General features: G+C 63.4%; 5 protein-coding genes. 2 read left to right on the top strand and 3 right to left on the bottom strand.

Translation table 11 applies throughout. The features are described 5' to 3' along the window. Positions 1-51: 51 nt before the first annotated feature. From I7X09_RS22255 to I7X09_RS22245, 3 genes are all read right to left on the bottom strand, one after another. On the bottom strand, positions 52-321 hold the full coding sequence (locus I7X09_RS22255) for a metal-sensitive transcriptional regulator (RefSeq protein ID WP_095971462.1): 270 nt from the start codon (positions 319-321) through the stop codon (positions 52-54). 90 nt (positions 322-411) lie between these two features. Next, on the bottom strand, positions 412-822 hold the full coding sequence (locus tag I7X09_RS22250; protein WP_200313724.1) for a DUF302 domain-containing protein: 411 nt from the start codon (positions 820-822) through the stop codon (positions 412-414). Positions 823-937: 115 nt separating this feature from the next. Further along, complete coding sequence (locus I7X09_RS22245) at positions 938-3085, bottom strand: MMPL family transporter (RefSeq protein ID WP_200313722.1); 2148 nt, start codon at positions 3083-3085, stop codon at positions 938-940. A 147-nt stretch (positions 3086-3232) separates the two neighbouring features. Here I7X09_RS22245 and I7X09_RS22240 point away from each other — a divergent pair, with 147 nt between their 5' ends. Together I7X09_RS22240 and I7X09_RS22235 are read left to right on the top strand one after the other, a co-directional pair. Further along, positions 3233-3817, top strand: a complete 585-nt coding sequence (locus tag I7X09_RS22240; protein WP_200313720.1) for a class I SAM-dependent methyltransferase — start codon at positions 3233-3235, stop codon at positions 3815-3817. A gap of 85 nt (positions 3818-3902) precedes the next feature. Further along, positions 3903-20594 carry a non-ribosomal peptide synthetase gene (locus tag I7X09_RS22235; protein ID WP_200313719.1) on the top strand — a complete coding sequence of 5564 codons (16692 nt, stop codon included), beginning with the start codon at positions 3903-3905 and terminating at the stop codon, positions 20592-20594. The last annotated feature ends 54 nt before the right edge of the window (positions 20595-20648 follow it).

The raw sequence follows: 20648 nt of genomic DNA, 5'->3' as shown, positions 1-20648 counted from the left end.
ACGCGAAAAAGGGCCTGACCTGCTCACTGCGGGTCAGGCCCTTCTCGTATTTCAGGCCAGGGCCAGGAACAGCTTCTCGAGTTCGGCCTCGGTCATCGGTTCTCGACCGTCGGCGCTGTCACCGCTCAGGCATTCACGCAGCCCGGAAGCGACGATCTTGAACCCTGCTCGGTCCAGCGCCTTGGACACGGCTGCGAGCTGCGTGACGACGTCCTTGCAGTCGCGGCCGTTCTCGATCATCGAGATGACCCCGGCAAGTTGGCCGTGGGCACGCCGAAGCCTGTTCAATACGAGCGCAATGCTCTCTTCGTCGCCGGTCATGGTGGCCCCTTCTCGAGTGTTCGTGCTGCGGCCAAGGGTACCCCTGGGGGCATGTCACTGCTTGATCCAGTGTTTGATCCGGCTGCGGTGTCAGATCAGCGAGTCGACGGCCGCGCGCAACTTGACGGCTGCGTCGGCTGCCACGGACTTCAGGCCGGGTTCGCCGGAAACCTGAACCATGAGAGCGGGATTCATTGCTTCGACGAAGAACGAATTCTCCGTGGTCGTATCCTCTCGGACGACGACGTTGCACGGCAACAGGAGACCGATCTGGCGATCCACCGAGACTGCCCGATGGGCAAGGGGTGGATTACAGGCGCCCAGGATCAGGTATTTCTCCATGTCCTCGTCCAGCTTCGCCTTGAGCGTTGCCTGCATGTCGATCTCGGTCAGGATGCCGAAGCCCTGCTCGGCGAGAGCAGCACGCGTCCGGGTGACGACGTCGTCGAAAGTTCCGGCGACCTTGGTTGCGATCGCGATCGGTTCTGTGGGTGTTGTCATTGCCCGCTCCTTGCCGTTGTTTCGATGTCGTTGTTTCGATGTCGTTGTCTTCGATTTCTCTTGCTCCCACCATACCCCTGGGGGTATCAAGAAAACAGTGATGTCGGGTACACGATCAGCCATGCGAGAAGCTGATGTTCGGCAGGACGCTACGTAGCCATACCGGCGCCCACCAGGCTGCCCGGCCGGTGAGACGCAGGAGAACGGGCAGCAGCACCAAGCGGACGAGCACTGCGTCCAGGAGGACGGCTACACCGAGAATGATGCCCATTTCCTTGGGTGGCAAGGGATCTGCGAGCGCAAAAGTGAAGAAGACCGCAACCATCACCGCCGCTGCCGCCGCAATGACCCGACCTGAATGTGCCAGGCCGTCGATGTGTGCGATCGCGGGGTCACCTGTGCGTTCGTAGTGCTCCTTGGCGCTCGAGAGCAGAAATACCGTGTAGTCCATCGCGATGGCAAAGATCATGGCGAAGAAGAAGACCGGACCCCACCCGTTGAGGAAACCCTGGGGATCGAAGCCGAGTAGGCCTGCGCCGTGACCATCCTGGAAGATCAGCTTCGCGATTCCGAATGCGGCCCCGGTGGACAGCAGGCTGACCAGCGTGCCGATCAAGGCGATCAGAGGTGCCTGGAGGGCGATCAGCAGCAACAGGAATCCGAGCGTCAGAATCACGACCACGACGATGGGAAGGTAGTCGTCGAGTGCCTGCTGGAGGTCGAGATTTTCGGCCGGAGCGCCGCCGACGAGCGCCGATTCCGGCAGTTGCGACCGAAGGTCGGCAAGGATGGTGTCCATCGCAGGATCCGACGGATCGACAGTGGGAACTGCTTGCAGCATAGCCAGATCGGATCCGTCGGCCGCTTCTTGCGCCGGGGTGACCATGGCGACGCCGTCAATGCTCATGGCAACACGCGAGGTGTCGGCTGCATCGTCGGCGGACGTGACGATCTGCAGCATTCCGGGCGCTCCGTCACCGAATTGCTGCTGGACCAGTTCGTAGCCCTGTCGAACCGGGGCGTCCTCGGGAACCACGGCGATGGAGGGCATTGCCACCTTCAGGCCGAAGACCGGAACAACGAGTGCGATCAGGACGATGAAAGCGCCGATGCCGAAAGGCCACGGGTGCTTGTGCAGCAGTGATGCCCAAGCTGCGAACATCGGGGAGCGGTGCTGCTGGCGCTTTGCGTACGGTAGTGAACCGCCGTTGACCTTGGCGCCGATCCTGCCGAGCACGGCCGGTAGCAGGGTGAGTGTTGCGGCGAGGACGAAGATCACAGCGAGCATGATTCCGACAGCCATCGTGCGTACGGCCGGGGCTGGAACGATGAGCACCGCAGACAAGCTGACCAGAACTGTCAGGCCGGAGAGGACCACAGCTTTGCCGGCGGTGTCCATGGTTTGAGCCACGGCCGTCCGCGGATCCGCATTGGTTCGCAATGCATCCCGGAACCTGGCGACGAGAAAGAGCGCGTAGTCGATGCCGAGTGCGAGAGCGAACATCATCGCGAAGTTCATGGCCCACACGGAAATCGGCGTGATCTCGTTGAGGATCACGAGCCCACCCGCGGATGCGACCAGCCCCGCGAGCGTCAGCAGCAGTGGGAGTCCCGCGGCAACAAGGGAACCGAAGGTCAACACCATGATCGCGAGAGTGACGGGCCACGACATCATTTCGGCCTTGATCATCGCTTCGTGATTGGCCTTGTTGAAATCGCTCCACAAAGCCGACGCGCCGGTGGGGTACACCTCGATGGTGTCCGTGGACAATGCAGTGAGTTCCTTGCCGAGTTCGTCTACCGCACTGACCATCTCGTCGGCACTTGCGTTTGCGCCCGCGATCATGATGCCGGTATGTCCGTCCGGGCTGATGGTCATTCCGGGCTGCGGAGTGACGACTTCACCGAAACGTGGGTCCGCGGAAAAGATTTCAGTTGCCGCGGCCAGCGTTTGCTGCATCGACGGATCCGTGATGCGCAGCGAGTCCGAGTGAACGACCACCTGCACTGCGGCGGAGGAGTTTCCACCGAAATGCTGCTCGGCCAACTCGCGTACCTGCACTGATTCGGATCCGTTCGCCTGCCAACCTGCGCCGGCCAAGGAGGTGAAGACGCTCGGTGCTGCGGCGCCGAGGGCAACCAGCGCGATCAACCAGACACCGAGAACGAGGCGGGTGTGCTCCGCCATCGATCGACCGAGGCGCGCGAGTATGCCGCCGGTTCGGGTGGGTGGGTCCGCGGTGACTGTTCTGGTCGCTGACATCTTCGCTCCTGATACGGGTGGGGGTATTTCTGATCTCCACTTGTATACCCCCAGGGGTATGTGTCTGTCACGTTCGCGGGTTCTCTATGCTGCTCGGGGCACCGTCTTGATCAGTGATGGTGATTCGGACTACGAGGAGCAGAGATCTTGGACGCACACGACTGGGACGAGCGATACCGAGCGGTGACGGAGCCATGGGGAGTCGACCCGGCGGGAACCGTCGCAACACGCATTGCCGACCTGACGCCGGGCACTGCGATCGATCTGGCCTGCGGCGACGGCCGTCATGCGCGGTGGATGGCCGGACAGGGTTGGTCGGTGACCGCGGTCGACTACTCGCCCGTGGCGATCGATCTGGCACGGGCGAGTGACCGGGACAACGTTGTCGACTGGCGGGTCGGAGACGCGACTACGTGGCAACCGGAAGGGGCGGTCGACCTGGTGTTGGTCAGCTTTCTTCACCTCGAGGTCGACGAGCTGGCCGAAACCCTGAAGCGCATCGGTGAGTGGCTGACTCCAGGCGGGCGCGTCCTCTATCTGGGGCATTCGATCGAGAACTTCCACCGTGGTGTGGGCGGTCCACCCGAACCGACCATTCTGCCCGGTATTTCCGATCTCGCTCGCGCAGCGGAGGGATCGAGGGTCTATGCCCTCGAACATGTCGTTCGGCCACAGGACGGTAAGACGGCGATCGACGTTTTGCTCGAATTCGGTCCGTGGGAACAGGTCTGACCAGGGTGGGAGCGTACCTTCACGTTCCTGGGTAGCCTACCCTAAACTTGCGAGGGTGTTCGTCGTTCGATGAGCATGAACGACGATGATCGGATTCTCGATGTCTGACCACTCTCAGGTAGCTCACCCGGCTGTATCGGGCGGTGGCCATCTGGACGCAGCGCTCCCGGCGACGGTCGCTCAGCGTGAGGTGTGGGTTGCTCAGAACGTCGATCCGAGTAGCCCGGTGTACAACATCGGACTTGTCGTCGAGGTCGACGGCACCATCGACGTCGAGCGCGCCGCAGCGGCGATCAGGGCCGCCGTCGGACGCGTCGAAGCACTGTTCGTGAACTTCGAGGTCGATGCCGACAACCAGCTGATCCAGGTGCCGATTCCGGATGCACGCTGGGACGTGGAAATTCTCGACCTTCGGGCCGAGGCGAATCCCGATTCGGCAGCGCAGTCGTGGATGGACACCGACATGGCCCGGGTCTTCGGTGCGGACGATCTGCTCTTCCGTCAGACACTTCTGCTGACGGCCGACGACCGAGTCATCTGGTATCAGCGCTATCACCACAGTGTGGTCGACGGCTACGGCATCTCGCTCATCGTCGCCGACGTCGCAGAAAGATACGACAATCCGAATCTGGGGACTGACGCACCGCGATGGTCACTCGATGCAGTGGTTGCAGCCGATCAGGACTACCGGAACTCTCCGCGGTTCGAGCTCGACCGTCAGTACTGGGTGCAGCGAGTCGAATCAGGACCGGAAGCGACGCGGATTCTGCATGGGCAGGTCGATGATTCGCTGCCCCCGATCTCGGCAGTGCTCACGCTCGATGCCGATCGTGCGGCACAGCTCTATCGCTATGCGGCCGACGCCGGGATTCGGCGAACTCGCCTGCCCATGGCCGCGCTGATCGCGTACATCGCACGAACCACCGGACAGCACGACGTTGTCGTCTCGGTACCGATGGCGGCTCGGGTGGGGCGCAACATGCGTCGCATTCCCTCGATGGCGTCGACGATTCTTCCGCTGAGTATTCGAGTAGAACGCTCGGAAACCATCGGCCAGTTGGCAACTCGACTCGACACCGCCCTGATCTCGTTACTCAAGCACGGGCGCTACCGGGGAGAGGATCTCGCTCGCGACATTCGGGCGATCGATCCCGACCGTCAGGTCTTCGGTCCCGGCATCAACTCGATGATGTTCGAACACACACTTACCTTCGGCGGATGCCCGGTGCGCGTGCGTAATTCGGTAACCGGTCGAGTCAGTGACCTGGATCTGAGTGTGCGCGGCGGTCAGGACGGGGAGCCGATCGAGATCGACGTCCGCGCCCCGGCCGGATTCGACAGGGAGTTGGCCGATCACACCGCGAGAATCGAACAGTTCCTCGATCGATTCGTAGCCGAGCCGCAGCTTCCGATCTCGGCACTCGACCCCATGGCGTCGGCGGAACGAGAACTCGTGCTCCACGGGTGGAACGACACCGCAGAGCCGCAGCCCGTCACGACGGTGCCGGATTTGTTGCGCAGCAGCTTCTCTGCCGATCGGGGCGCTGTCGCCGTGGTCGACGGGGACGTCCGGCTGACCTACGGCGAACTCGAAAGTCGGGTATCACAGCTCGCCGCGCACTTGATCTCTCGCGGTGTTGCGACCGAAACCGTTGTGGCGATCGGGCTTCCGAGATCCGCCGAGATGGTGGTGGGGTTGTTGGCCGTCATGTGTGCCGGTGGTGCCTTCGTTCCGCTGGATCCGTCATGGCCTGCGGAACGCCGCGAATCGGTACTCGTCGACGCGGGCGTCACACTGGTGCTCACCTCGGACGGTGTAGACGACTCCGTTCCGGTCGATCTGATCGCGTGGGCATACGAGGACGGGCCGTCGGTCCTGTCCGAGGTCATGACGCCCGACGTTCGTATTCACGGTGCCCAATTGGCGTACGTCATCTTCACGTCCGGTTCGACCGGACGTCCGAAGGGCGCCATGATCCGCCACGAGGCGATCTGCGCACGGTTGCTGTGGCAGCGGGAGCGGGTTCTCGGGTTCGGATCGAGCGATGCCTCGCTGTTCAAAGCCCCACTCTCGTTCGACATCTCGATCAACGAGATCCTGCTCCCGCTCGTGTCCGGCGGTCGACTGGTGATCGCGAGGCCCGAGGGGGAACGCGATCCGCAATACCTGCTCGACCTGATCGCCGAAGAATCGGTCACCTTCGTCTACCTGGTTTCGTCCATGCTCGACATACTGCTGGACCTGGCGAACGAGACCGATCAGCTCGATTCGTTGAAGCACGTGTGGTGCGGCGGTGAGGTTCTCACGCCTGAACTCTTCGACCGGTTCCGTGCCCAACTGTCCACGACGCTGTATCACGGCTACGGGCCGGCGGAAGCGACCATCGGTGTCTCCCATGTGATCTATCGAGAGGACGCGGAACGAATCGCGACCTCCATCGGTCGGCCGAACCCCAACACTCGCCTGTACGTGTTGGACGGCGACCTGCAGCCGGTTCCGGTCGGCACCGGCGGCGAACTCTACGCCGCGGGCTTCCTGCTGGGACGCGGATACGTCGGCGCGTCGGCGCTGACCGCATCTCGCTTTGTCGCGGATCCCTTTGTCACGGGTGATCTGGCCGGATCCCGGATGTACCGCACCGGTGACTTGGCCCGATGGGCCCCGGACGGCACCCTCGACTTCCTCGGACGCACGGACAATCAGGTGAAGATTCGTGGCATGCGCCTCGAACTCGAAGATGTCGAAGCCGCGGTGATCTCGCACCCTGGAGTGCGGCATGTGGCAGTTCTGGTGCGTCAAGCGCCCACAGGGGCAAAGTATCTCGCCGCTTACGTGAGCGCAGCGTCGGGGACTGACCGCGCGATCGACTCGCGGGACATTCGCGAGTGGGCGGCGAGCAAGCTGCCCGACTACATGATCCCGACCACCGTCACCGTCCTCGACGAGTTTCCGCTCACGGCCAACGGCAAACTCGACCGTCGAGCGCTTCCCGAGCCCGATCTAGCCGAACTGAGCGCGCATGTCGCTGCGAGAAACGAAGTCGAACAACAGTTCTGCACGTTGATCGCGTCGGCAGTCGGTCTCGATTCGGTTGGCGTGACCGACGATTTCTTTGCACTGGGCGGGGACAGCATCGTCGCGATCTCGCTCGTGACCGCGGCTCGTGCAGCCGGTTTGTCGATCAGTCCACGCGAGGTGTTCCAACTGCGCACCGCCGAGGCCATGGCGCGTGCCCAATCCGGCCGAACGGCTGAGATCGTCGATCATGCGGACGAACCGATCGGTCACGTAGCCACGACGCCCATCGCTGCCAGGGTCCTCGGGACACCGGACGCAGTACGAACCTTCCATCAGCGAGCGCTGATTCAGACTCCGTCAGCGTTGACGTCTGAGCACGTCGCGGCGGCGCTCGACATCCTCGTGGCACGCCACGATGCACTTCGTGCGAAGTTGACTTCCGACGGAACGCTGCTTGTTCCGGCCACCAACGAAGCGGCTGTGGTCTTCGAGACCCGGGCGCTACCGGTGCCGCTCGAAGAATGCGGGCCACTGTTAGTCGCCGAGACCGAGCGAGCCGTCAGGCGTCTGAATCCGGTTGACGGAACGATGGTCAGTGCCGTTCTTTTCACTACTGCGACAGGTCCTGGGCGACTGTTGCTTGCCATCCACCACGCGGTGGTCGACGGTGTCTCCTGGCGCATCATCCTCGAAGACCTCGCGCGCGCCGGTATCGCAGCGATGAATGGCGACGAACTCTCACTCGCTCCGGTCGGTACCTCCGTGAGACGGTATGCCGAACTCGTTTCGGAGGCGGTCGGAGCCGGGCGACTGGACTCGGAAATCGAGTTCTGGGACTCGGTCACGTCGGCACCACAGTCACCCCTCGGCCGTCGGGCACTCGACCCGGCAATTGACCTCGCGCGCACCGCTGCGGCGCGATCGATCACCCTGCCTCCGGAATTCGCCGATCGGTTGTTGGGCAGTGTTCCAAGGGCATTCGGGACCGACGTGAGCGAAGTGCTGGTCACCGCACTGGCCGTTGCGCTGACCAAGTGGAGCGGTGCCGGATCGGTGACGATCGACTTGGAAGGTCACGGACGCGACGAGGACGTCGTTCGCGGCGACGGCGCTGCGCACGTCGACCTGACACGAACTGTCGGATGGTTCACCACAGTGTTCCCGGTGGCACTCGAGATCAGTGCAGCCGCTCCGGATCTCGAAGCGAGCGGCGAGTTGGCGGGGGTTCTCAAGAACGTCAAGGAGCAACTTCGACGCGTCCCGAACGCCGGCTTCGGATATGGAGCATTGCGATACCTCGGCGGCTCGGGTCAGTTGCGTAGCGTCGCAGCACCCGAGGTGGTGCTCAACTATCTGGGGCGCACTGCAGTTGCAGAGGGGGACTGGTTCCCGGTGTCGGTGGACGGTGCTGCCGATCCGTCCATGCCGTTGGGGCACGCACTGTCGGTCGACGTCGTAGCCGAGGACGCTGCGGGTGGTCCACGACTGCGAGCCACCTTGACCTGGGCGTCGAACATCTTCCTGCGTAGCGACATCGACAGGTTTGCGCGGCTGTGGCTGGACTCGCTCAAGGCCGTGGCCGGGCTCGCTGCTTTCGGCGGAGCCACACCTTCCGACTACCCTCTGGTGGCGCTCACTCAGACCGACGTGGACGGGTTGCCGAAGGCGGACGAGATTCTCCCGCTCACTCCGTTGCAGGAAGGGATCTACTTCCATTCGGCATTTGCCGATCCGGGATCGGATCAGTATGTCGTGCAACAGGTTGTGGAACTGACTGGTGCCGTGGACAGCGCATCGCTGCGCCGTGCGCTGCAGTCCGTCGTGGATCGGCACGAGGCGCTGCGCACCGGATTCTCGGTCCTGGGTGACGGTCGAGTCGTGCAGGTGGTGCACCCGAGCGTCGTCGTGGAGATGACAGTAGTCACGGATGCCGGCGCCGACGTGGACGAACTGCTCTCAGTCGACCGCGCGCGCGGGTTCGACCTCGCGCATCCGCCGCTCGTCCTTTACACGCTGGTCCGTGCCTCCTCGGAGAAGTACCTTCTGCTGCAGTCGATTCACCACGCGGTCGCAGACGGATGGTCGGTCCCGGTGATGCTGCGGGAGCTGATGGCGTCGTACAGCGTTGCCGATTCCGGCGTCGTGCTCCCGAACCCGGCGCCGTACCGTAGCTATCTCGAATGGTTGGCCGGTCACGATCACGACGCTTCGGCGGCGGTGTGGCGGAAAGCTCTGAACTCTCCCGGGCCCGCGGTCGAACTTCCCGCGCCGAGTGCGGGCAGCAGCGGGATCCACGCTACCCGAGTCGAACTGACCGACCGAGACACGCGCGCACTCGTGACCAACGGACGCTCACACGGACTGACACTGAGCACGCTCGTGCACGGCGCCTGGGGACTGGTGCTCGGCCGAATGGCCGGCCGAACCGACGTGCTGTTCGGATCAACAGTATCGGGACGCGGTGGAGACCTGCCCGGCATCGAGACCATGGTGGGCCTGTTCATCAACACTGTGCCGGCGCGATTGCGTTTCGATCCGGCAGAGACAGCCTCGCAAGCACTTTCTCGTTGGCAGAGGGAACAATCGGAACTACTCGACCATCAGTACCTGGGGCTGCCCGAACTGCGGCGGACCGGCGGACTGGAGCAGAACTTCGAATCACTGGTCGTGTTCGAGAACTATCCACTCGGTGACACCGCTATCGCCGATCCGACGAACTCGGTGCGACTGACGGGAATTCGATTCGACGAGCGGCCGGCCTACCCGCTGACGCTGATCGTCGTCCCCGGCGATCGGTTGGCATTGGAGCTCAAGTACGACGCCGCTCAGGTGGACGGCGATGCCGCTGCGTCGCTGGCCGAAGCTCTCGCAGTCGTACTCGCCGAGCTCTCTCGCGATCTCGACCAGGTCATCGGCCGGATCGCGCTGGCACCCGCACAGCCGGGCAGCGTCGGCACGGCCTTGGATCGGCCGCGCGCAACGCTGACCGAGCTGCTGCGTGATCAAGCCGGGCGTACGCCCGAAGCCACCGCAGTGATCTTCCGTGAAGAGTCGTTGACCTACGCCGAACTTCACTCTCGCGCTGATCGTTTCGCGCACTTGCTGCGCGAACGTGGCGTCGGACGCGAATCGTTGGTGGCCGTTGCCCTGCCGCGCTCCATCGAACTGATGGTCGCGATACTCGGCATCGGAAAGGCCGGGGGCGCCTACGTGCCCCTCGACACCGGTTACCCGGCGGAGCGGCTGACGTACATGCTCGGTGACGCCGATCCGGTGTGCGTCGTGGTGTCGGAAGACTCTTCACTTGATTCGGGTTCGGTTCCGCGGGTGACCGTATCGGAGTCGGCGCAGTTCCCAGCCGATCCGCTGAGTGCCCCAGGATCACCCGCGGATACCGCGTACATGATCTACACCTCGGGTTCGACCGGTCGTCCCAAAGGTGTTGTCGTCACCCACGAGGGTGTGGTCAACCGATTGCTCTGGGCACAGCAGATACGTCCGATGGACGTTTCCGACCGGATGCTGCAGAAGACCCCGTCCAGTTTCGACGTCTCCGTTCCCGAATTCTTCTGGCCGTTCCTGGTGGGGGCAACCCTGGTGATGGCCGAGCCGGACGGGCACAAGGACCCGGGCTATCTGGCCGACGTCATCGTCGAACAGTCCGTGACCCGAGTGCATTTTGTTCCGTCGATGCTCGAAGTGTTTCTTGCAGAGCCGAAAGCAGCACTGTGCTCTTCCCTCGAGATCGTCAACTGCAGCGGTGAGGCTCTGCCCGTTCACGTTGCACGCAAGGTCGCCGAGATCTTGCCGAACGTTCTGGTGGACAACCTTTACGGCCCCACCGAGGCCGCCGTCGACGTCAGTTGGCAGCCGTCGGTGCAGGAAACTCCGGCAGACGCCGTCAGTGTCCCGATCGGCGTACCCGCAGCCGACACCGGCCTGTTCGTTCTCGATCCCTACCTGCAGAACGTCCCGGCCGGTGCCACCGGTGAGCTGTATTTGGCGGGACCACAACTGGCGCGTGGTTACCACGGACGTGGGGGACTCACCTCCGAAAGATTTGTGGCGAATCCGTACAGCGACGGCGGTTCGCGGATGTACCGGACCGGTGACATCGTGCGGTGGAATGCCGACGGCGTCCTCGAGTACCTCGGCCGCGTGGACGAGCAGGTGAAGGTTCGTGGATTCCGCATCGAGCTCGGTGAAATCGAAGCACAGTTGGCGCTGTGCCCCGGAGTCACGGCCAGTGCCGTGATCGTCCGAACAGACGGTCCTGGCAACCGCGCACAGGTGGTTGCCTATCTGGTCGGCGATGTTGATGATGCTGCGGTTCGCGCTCAGTTGCTGTCGGTGCTACCGGAATTCATGGTGCCCAGCGCCTTTGTGCGACTCGAGTCACTGCCGCTGAGCCCGAGCGGCAAGCTCGACCGAAAAGCACTACCTGCACCGGATTTCGCGGCACAGGTGGGCGACTCGACGGGAGTAGTTTCCTCGGGCGTTGCAGACCTTCTCGCCGGGCATTTCGCGACGGTTCTCGGACTGCCCCGTGTCGGGGTGCGCGACGATTTCTTCACTCTCGGCGGCGACAGTATCCTGGCGATCCGACTGGTCAACCTGGCTCGTCGTGATTCGGTAGTGCTGACCCCGCGTCAGATCTTCGAATTGCGCACTCCCGCCGCGATCGCCGCAACGGTGGGTGATGTCGCCACCTCGATTGCCACCGCCTCGGCCGACATCGGTGTGGGTGAGCTGGTACCGCTGCCGGTGGTTCACCGCTTGTCCGAATGGGCGGGTGGTACCGATCGCTTCAACCAGGCAGTTCTGATCCACTCTCCGGCAACATCTCTCGGTTCGATCACCGGTGCGTTGCAGGCGGTGCTCGATCACCACGACGGGCTTCGCCAAACCTTGATCCGACATGACCGCGGCATGTGGTCGGCGCGGGTCGAGGAACCCGGCAGTGTCCGGGCAGCGGACGTGGTCGCCCGAGTCGACGCGCAAGGACTGGACGACGGCGATTTGCGAACGCTCATTGCGGAGCACTCCGAAGCAGCGACCAGTCGATTGGATCCGTCTGCAGGGCGGATGGTCTCGGTGGTCTGGTTCGATTGTGGCGCGGAGAATCTGGGCCGACTCGCAATAGTCGCGCACCACCTGGTCGTGGACGGGGTTTCCTGGGGAACTCTGCTCGAGGATCTCGCGATGGCCTGGGTGGCAGTCGAAGCCGGAGAGCCCGCCGCACTGGATGCCGTCGGAACTTCGCTGCGTACCTTCTCCCGCACGGTGGCCGAACACGCATACAGTGCACATCGATTCGCCGAACTCGATCACTGGCTGACCGTGACCGCTCCGGGCGCACAGTTGATCCCCGATGCCGCGGGCGATGCCGTCGTATCCGGAGGCTCGAGGCGCACGGTCACGGTGGACGGAGCAATCTCCGAGGCAGCACTTGGATCGGTTGCGGCAATGGTGGGTGCCGAGGGAACGGATGTTCTGTTGGCAGCGCTGACGATGTCCGTCGATCGCTGGCGTCGCTCCACCGGCCGCAGTGAGCGCGAATTGCTGGTCGATCTCGAACGGCACGGCCGGGAGGAGTTGGCGCCGGGAACCGATCTGTCGCGAACAGTCGGCTGGTTCACCACCATCGCGCCCATGCGACTGCACAGCGGAACCGATCCGGTGGATACCTTGCGTGAGGTGAAGGAGAGCCTGCGACGTGCACCGGACGGCGGCATCGGATACGGGATGCTGCGGTACGTGAATGCCCGCACGGCAACGATATTGGCGGGGTGTTCCGAATCTCAGGTGCTGTTCAATTATCTCGGACGTGCGACGGCTCCTGGATCGACCGCATGGTCTCTGGCGGCGGAATCCGACGCTATGTCCACCGATCCCGACGCGGACATGGGAGGCCCGTACCGGCTGATCGTCAATGTCGTGAGTGTCGATTCGGAGCTTCGCGCCGACTTCGCCTGGGCAAGTGAAGATTTGTCCGATACTGACGCGCTGGCACTCTCCGAGGGCTGGGTTTCGGCACTCGGCGATCTGGCGGCTGCGGCCGCACGTCACGACGGTCCGCCCTTCCTGACTCCGTCCGATGTGACCTTGCTCGACCTGAGTCAGGCCGAGATCGACGCGATAGCCGATGCGAGCCCGGCAGGTGTGAGCCGTATCCTGCCGCTGTCACCGTTGCAGGAAGGCCTGTACTTCCAGGCCGGATACTCGGACAGCAGTGCAAGCACTGGCGGGGACATCTACACGGCACAGTTCTCGATGGACTTCGGGCACACGCTCGACGTGGACAGGCTGGCTGAGGCTGCCCGGACACTTCAACGACGAAATCCCACCTTGCGAGCGGGGTTCGTGAGCGAAGGACTGAACGAGCCCGTGCAGTTCTTCAGCGCGGGACTCGACGTTCCCGTTGCCGTCCATGATCTCCGTGAACTCGACGACTCGGCGGCTCGTGAGCGCGCCGAGGGGATCGCTGCCCAGGACAGAGTTACTACATTCGATCTGACAGCACCGCCGCTGTGGCGTATGAACGTGCTGCATCTGCCCGGCGGGCACGATCGTCTGGTGATCAACCGGCAGTTCCTGCTGTGGGACGGCTGGTCCAACGGCCTTGTCGTCAGCCAGCTTCTGGCGCTCTACGATACCGGTGGCGACGACAGCGCCTTCGGTGAACCCGAGGGGTCGTTCGAGACGTACCTCGCCTGGTTGGCCGATCGCGACGGTGTTGCCGCCGACGAGGCGTGGCGCGGAGCGCTGGCAGGCCTCGAGGAGCCGACGCTTGTCGCCGTGCCGGCGCCGGACGCCGAACGTCAGCTTCCGGATCGCCGAGATGTGGTTCTGCCGGAATCGCTTTCGCGCGCCCTGCGTGAGCGTGCCGCCGCGTCCGGCGTCACGTTCAACACGGTACTGAACGCAGCGCTGGCCCTGGTGCTGGCGTCGGCCACCGGTCGACAGGATGTCGTCTTCGGCTCCACCGTTGCCGGAAGGCCTCCCGAGGTGCCGGGAATCGACACCGTGGTGGGAATGTTCCTCAACACCGTTCCCGTTCGGCTGCAACTGGATCCGAACGAGAGCGTCGACGAACTTCTTCGCCGCACGCAGGCGGATCGTCTATCGCTGATGCCGTTCGACTACCTCGGCTTGGCCTCGATTCAACGTCTGTCCGAACATCGTCAACTGTTCGACGTGCTGATAGTCCTGCAGAACTTCGTGGACGAGAAACAAGTCGACGCACTCAATGCCGCTCACGACGTGAGCGGCAGCGACAGTATCGACCACACGCACTATCCGCTGACCGTCGTGGTCACACCGGGTACCACCGTCAACGTCAAGTTCGAGTTCCATCCGCATCTGGTGACCGCGCGTCGAGCCGAGGACCTGATCGGTCACTTCGTCGACCTGCTGCAGAGTTGGTCGCAGGACATGACAGGTTCGGTTGTTGCGACTCCGGTGCCTGTAGTGGCGCAGCAGACGCAGATCCGAGAGTTGCCGGAGCGCACCATTGCCGACTTGTTCGAAGAGGTGGCGTCGGTGCAACCGAACGACACGGCACTCGTGTTCGGGAAGCGTCGGATGACCTATGCCGATCTCGACGGCGAGATCAACCGGATGGCGCGGTTGCTGATCAACTACGGGGCCGGTCCGGAAAGAATTGTGGCCCTTGGTCTACCACGATCGGTGGACATGGTTGTCGCGCTCTTCGCCGTATTGCGTACCGGCGCGGCCTACCTACCACTCGAACTCGACCATCCAGCCGAACGGTTGGCCGTGATGATCGACGACGCGCGGCCCGTCGTGTTGCTGACCACCGTTGCCGCCTCACCGAAGTTCGACGGCGCGGACGTCCGCACTATCGTGATCGACGAGCCGGACACTGCGGCAAGGAGACTGACGATCTCGGCACGGGCGCTCTCCGCGTCGGAACTCGGAGCATTCGCCCCGGGGGCACCGCATCGACTCGACCACCCCGCGTACGTCATCTACACCTCCGGCTCGACCGGCAAGCCCAAGGGCGTGGTCACCGGATACCGCGGCTTGACGAACATGCAGTTCAACCACCGCGAGGCGATCTTCGAACCGGTCATCGCCGCGGCGGGGCGGCGCCTGCGGATCGCGCACACCGTGTCCTTCGCCTTCGACATGTCGTGGGAGGAACTTCTGTGGCTCGTGGAAGGCCACGAGGTGCACATCTGCGACGAGGATCTGCGTCGTGATGCCGAGGCGCTCGTCGCATACTGCGACGCACAGGACATCGACGTCGTCAACGTGACACCGACCTACGCGACGCACCTGATCGACAGCGGACTTCTCGACGACGGTGTGGGGCACCACCGCCCGCCACTGGTCCTGCTCGGTGGTGAAGCCGTTCCGGATTCGGTGTGGAACCGGCTGCGCGACACCGAGGGAACCGTGGGCTACAACCTCTACGGTCCGACGGAATACACGATCAACACCCTCGGTGGCGGAACTGCCGACAGTGACACCCCGACCGTCGGTAAGCCGATCTGGAACACCACGGCGCACATTCTCGACAGCTGGCTGCGACCGGTCCCCGACGGAGTTGCCGGCGAACTGTACATTGCCGGAGCTGGTTTGGCTCGCGGCTACCTCGGACGCTTCGCGCTCACGTCCGAGCGCTTCGTCGCCGATCCGGCTGGGACCGGAGAACGTATGTACCGCACCGGTGACTTGGTGCGGCGACGCGGTGGCGGCAACCTTGACTTCCTCGGCCGCACCGACGATCAGGTGAAGATCAGAGGTCACCGGATCGAGCCGAGCGAAATCGTCTCCGTTCTCGAATCCGACGAACACGTGCGGCAAGCAGCGGTGGTGGTCGACGTCGGGGCGGGTGGAGTCAAGAGACTCGTCGGCTACGTGACACCGGTGCGCCTCGGCGTCGCGCACGACTACCGCGCGCGGGCGCGCGTTCTCCTGCCCGACTACATGGTTCCGGCCGTGGTCGTCGAGGTGGAGACATTGCCGATGACCGTCAACGGAAAGCTCGACGTCAAGGCGCTGCCCACGGCCGATTCGGTGCTGGGGGAGCGCAGTGGGGTAGCGATCGCGCCCAGAAACCGTACGGAAGAGGTCCTCTGCGAACTCTTCTCCGACGTGCTGGACGTCGACGGCATCGGTGTCGACGACAACTTCTTCGACCTCGGTGGTCACTCGCTTCTGGCCACCAAACTGATCAGCCGAACTCGGATCGCCATTCCCAACGCTCTGACCATGCGTGATCTCTTCGAAGCACCGACGGTCGCGGAACTCGCGGAACGTATTGCGGCCGAGCAGGGATCGACGCGACCGGTGCTGGTCGCGAAGCCGCGACCGGACCACCTCCCCCTTTCTGCCGCTCAACAGCGATTGTGGCTGATCGGACAGATGGAGGAGAACTCCGCGGCCTACAACTTCCCGATCGTGCTCCGCTTGGACGGTGCACTGGACGCGGACGTCTTCGCCGCGGCGCTGGACGATGTGGTCGAACGACACGAATCCTTGCGTACGGTGTTCCGGTTGGTCGACGGAACGCCGGAACAGATAATTCTCGAATCGGCGACGGTTCCGGTCGAGACAGTTCATTCAGGAGAAGCCGGCGTCGCCGGTGAGGTTACAGCGGCGGTGGGCCGTCCGTTCGACCTTGCGAACGAGATTCCGATTCGTGCACGTCTGATCCGGGTGGACGATGCAGTAGTCGTCGTGATCGTTCTGCATCACATCACAACGGACGAATGGTCCGATCGACCGTTCCTTCGGGATCTGATGTCTGCCTACTCCTCTCGGATTCAGGGCGAGGAGCCAGCTTTCGAACCGCTTCCGGTGCAGTACGCGGATTACACCCTGTGGCAAAGGGAATTACTCGGCAGCGCCGACGATCCGTCGAGCGTCCTGAGCACGCAGTTGGACTTCTGGGCGAAGAGTTTGGACGGAGCCCCCGAAGAACTGTTGCTTCCCGCCGATCGGAGTCGACCAGCCAGACCGAGTTTCTCCGGTGGGGCAGTGGTGACACGGTTGGGCGTGGAGACAACTGCGGCATTGCGGAATCTGGCGCGCGAGAGCCAGAGTTCGATGTTCATGGTCCTGCACGCGGCGTCGGCGGCGTTGCTGACTGCGCTCGGAGCGGGTGAGGACCTTCCCCTCGGCGCTCCGGTAGCCGGACGTAGTGAACAGGGGCTCGACGACTTGGTCGGCTTCTTCGTCAATACCATTGTGCTGCGCACGGATACGTCGGGTAACCCGACGTTCCGGGAGTTGGTGGATCGCGTTCGGGCGGGAGATCTCGAGGCCTTCGCCAACGCCGACGTTCCGTTCGAAACTGTGGTGGAACGCCTCAATCCGTCGCGCACCCTGGCACGCAACCCGCTGTTCCAGGTCATGGTCGGCTATCACAGCCGCGAGGCGACGGGCGGGGATCCGTTCGAACTCGAGGAATACACGGCCAAGTTCGATCTGGTGTTCAACTTCACCGAGTACCTGGGCGACGAAGGCTGCATCGACGTCCGGCTCGAATACGGCAGTGACCTCTTCGATCGCGAAACCGCACAGCGAATTTCGAACCGATTGGAATCGGTGATCTCTGCAGTCGTGGAATCGGCCGACATCGAGATCGGTGACATCGACATCTTCTTGCCAGGCGAACTCGAACAGGTTGTCACCGCGTTCAACGACACCGCCGTCGACGTGCCGGAAGAGACGTTCTACGACGCTTTCGCGCGTGGAGTCGCTGCTACGCCCGAGGCGATTGCGGTGCGCGACGAAGCGGGGCAGGCCACGTACCGCGAACTCTCCGAGCAGTGTGATCGGATAGCCGGTGTGCTGTATCGGCGCGGGGTCTCGGTCGAAGACGTGGTGGGACTTGCCGTCCCGCGCTCGGTGGAGATGGTCGCGTCGGTCCTCGCCGTGCTCAAGCTGGGGGCAGCGTATCTACCCCTGGATTTGAGTCACCCGAGCGAGCGCATCACGTACATGCTCACCGATTCTCGCGCCTCGGTACTGCTGTCCACCTCCGAGGAGAGTTCTCGAATCGAGGATGTGGTCGGCGTCGAGCGAATCCTCCTGGACGATCCGCTGATCCGCGCAGAACTGGACGAGGCAGCGATCGTGGAAACTCCCCGGCCACCAGTTGGCGTCAACCACGCTGCTTACGTCATCTACACCTCGGGTTCGACCGGCAAGCCGAAGGGAGCCGTGCTGTCCCACGATGGTATTCCGAGTCTTGTTGCCACAGCCGAGGTTCGGATGCGACTGGTACCGGGTTCGGTGGTGATGCAGTTCGCTTCGGTCGGCTTCGACGTCGCGGTATTCGAACTGGCGATGGCTCTGGGCACGAGCAGCACCCTGGTGATCGTGCCGCAGAGCGCCCGGGTTGCCGGCCCGGCGCTGACCGATTTCATGACGAACAATCGTGTCACCCACGCGATCATCCCGCCCTCGTTGCTGGCAGCCCTGCCGGCAGGATGTGAAGTTCCGCAAGGCTGCACCGTGTTGGTCGGAACCGAGACGGTGCCGCCGGAGCTGATCGGGCGATGGGCAGAGCGGCTGAATTTGCTTGCCGCGTACGGACTCACCGAAGCCACGGTGAACAACACACTGTGGCAGGCGGAGCCAGGTTGGAACGGCGCCGTGCCCATCGGAATCCCCGACCCCAACGAACAGGCGTACGTGCTCGACGATCAACTGCGTCCGGTTCCGCCGGGAGTATCCGGCGAGCTGTACATCGCGGGCCGCGGCCTGGCGAGAGGCTATCTGGGCCGATTCGATCTGACGGCCCAGAGATTCACTGCTGATCCCTTCACCGCAGGCGATCGCATGTATCGCACCGGTGACCGAGCGCGGTGGCGGGCTGACGGGAACATCGACTTCCTCGGCCGTGTGGACGATCAGGTCAAGATCCGTGGTTTCCGAATCGAATTGGGCGAAATCATCGGAGCCCTCAGTGCCCATCCGACGGTGAAGCAGGCGACGGTCGTCGCGGATCGGCAGGGTGAAATCACGCGTCTGGTCGGTTATGTGTCACCCGAGCCCGGCGTGGTGGTGCACACGACGGCAGTGCGCAATCTCGCTGCAGTGTCGTTGCCCGACTACATGGTTCCGACGATGGTCGTCGCCCTCGACGGCCCGCTGCCGTTGACACCCAACGGAAAGCTCGACCGCAAGGCGTTGCCCGCTCCGGACTGGTCGGAGCTGGCAGGTGATGTTGCTCCTCGCACTGTCGTGGAGTCCACCGTTGCGGCTGCCTTCGCGGACATACTGCAACTCCCGAGCGTCGGAGTCCACGACAGTTTCTTCGAACTCGGTGGGCACTCGATGGCGTCGATGAAACTGGTCGGTCGCATTCGTGAAGCATTCGGTGTGGACATCAGTATTCGAGACGTGTTCGACGCACCGAGCGTGGCTGAGTTGGCGGCAGTTGTTGCGCGTTCGGAAGGTGGACGCCCGGTCCTGGCACCGGCGGTGAGGCGTCCGGAGACCATGGGTCTGTCTGCGCCGCAACGTCGTCAGTGGGAGTTGTTCCGTTCTGCCGGCGCACATCCGCAAGCGAGCCATGCTCTGGCACTGACCCTGAAATCGAAGATCGATCCGGAGATTCTCGGGCACGCATTGGACGATGTGACGTCGCGGCACGAACCTCTGCGGACCACATTCGTCGAGGTCGACGGCATCGTCGTGGCGAGGGAATCGGTTCGGCCGACTGTCGATGTCGTCGATGTCGGTGCCGGCGACCTGGGCCGAGCGGTGTTCGAGCTGGCTCAACTTCCGATGGATCTGCGTGAGCAACCGCCGTTGCGAGTGCACCTCGTGCTCGGTGAAGACGGTTCTCGGACACTGCTTCTCGTCATGCACTACATCGCCGTCGACGAGTGGTCCGTAGTGCCGCTGTTGGGAGATCTGGTCTCTGCTTATGCAGCCAGGTCGCAGGGAGATCAACCGGTCTGGGACGAGCTTGCGTTGACGTACGCCGACTACACAGTGTGGTCGGACGAGCTCTTGGGAGACCCCCTGGACGTGGGCAGCCGTGCGTCGAAGCAACTTGCGTACTGGCAGGATGCGCTCGACGGAATACCGACCAGTGTGAATCTTCCGTTGCCGGAAGATGACTCGGAACCTCGGGGCGACGTGGTCTCTGTCGACATCGACGCGGATCTGCACGCCAGGATCGACGCACTGGCCGCGCGCACCGGCACGAGCATGTTCATGGTCCTGCAAGCCGCGCTGGCCGCCGTTCTCACGAATGCTGGGGCCGGTACCGATTTTCCGATCGGTTCGTTGGTTGCGGGCAGGTCGGATCCCCGTCTCGAACCGATGATCGGATCCTTCTTCAATGTTGTTCTCCTGCGCACGGATACGTCCGGTAGTCCGACGTTCGCAGAATTGCTGGCTCGGGTGAGGGAGGGGAATCTGGAAGCGCTGAGCAATCAGGACGTCTCATATGTGTATGTCGAGCAGGCTCTGGGTAATCCGGCGTCCATGAGACCTCAGGTGATGGTGATCCATCACCAACAGGCGGATTTGGACGGGCTCGGCGACTTCGGTTCTCTCGTACCGATTCCGGTGGGAGTACCCGATGCGGATGTGACGTTGAGTTTTTACGAGCCGGTGGGCGAAGGGCCTGTTTTTGCAACTCTCGGGTTCCGTGCCGACCGCGTCGACGCGGTCGCAGTCCGTGAATGGGCAGGTCAGCTGGTCGACGTGATCGAGGCCGCGGCCATCGTCGACGGGGACGACGTGAGGGAGGCGGCGAAACTATGACATACGTCGCATCGCTCCGCGGGGTCGACCGCTATACGAGGGCTCGCAGTATTG

The organism is Rhodococcus sp. P-2 (genome assembly GCF_016598535.1).
GTDB classification, from domain to species: domain Bacteria; phylum Actinomycetota; class Actinomycetes; order Mycobacteriales; family Mycobacteriaceae; genus Rhodococcus_F; species Rhodococcus_F baikonurensis.
Note: the sequence above shows the minus strand (reverse complement) of the source record. Positions and strands in the feature narration are given on the sequence as shown.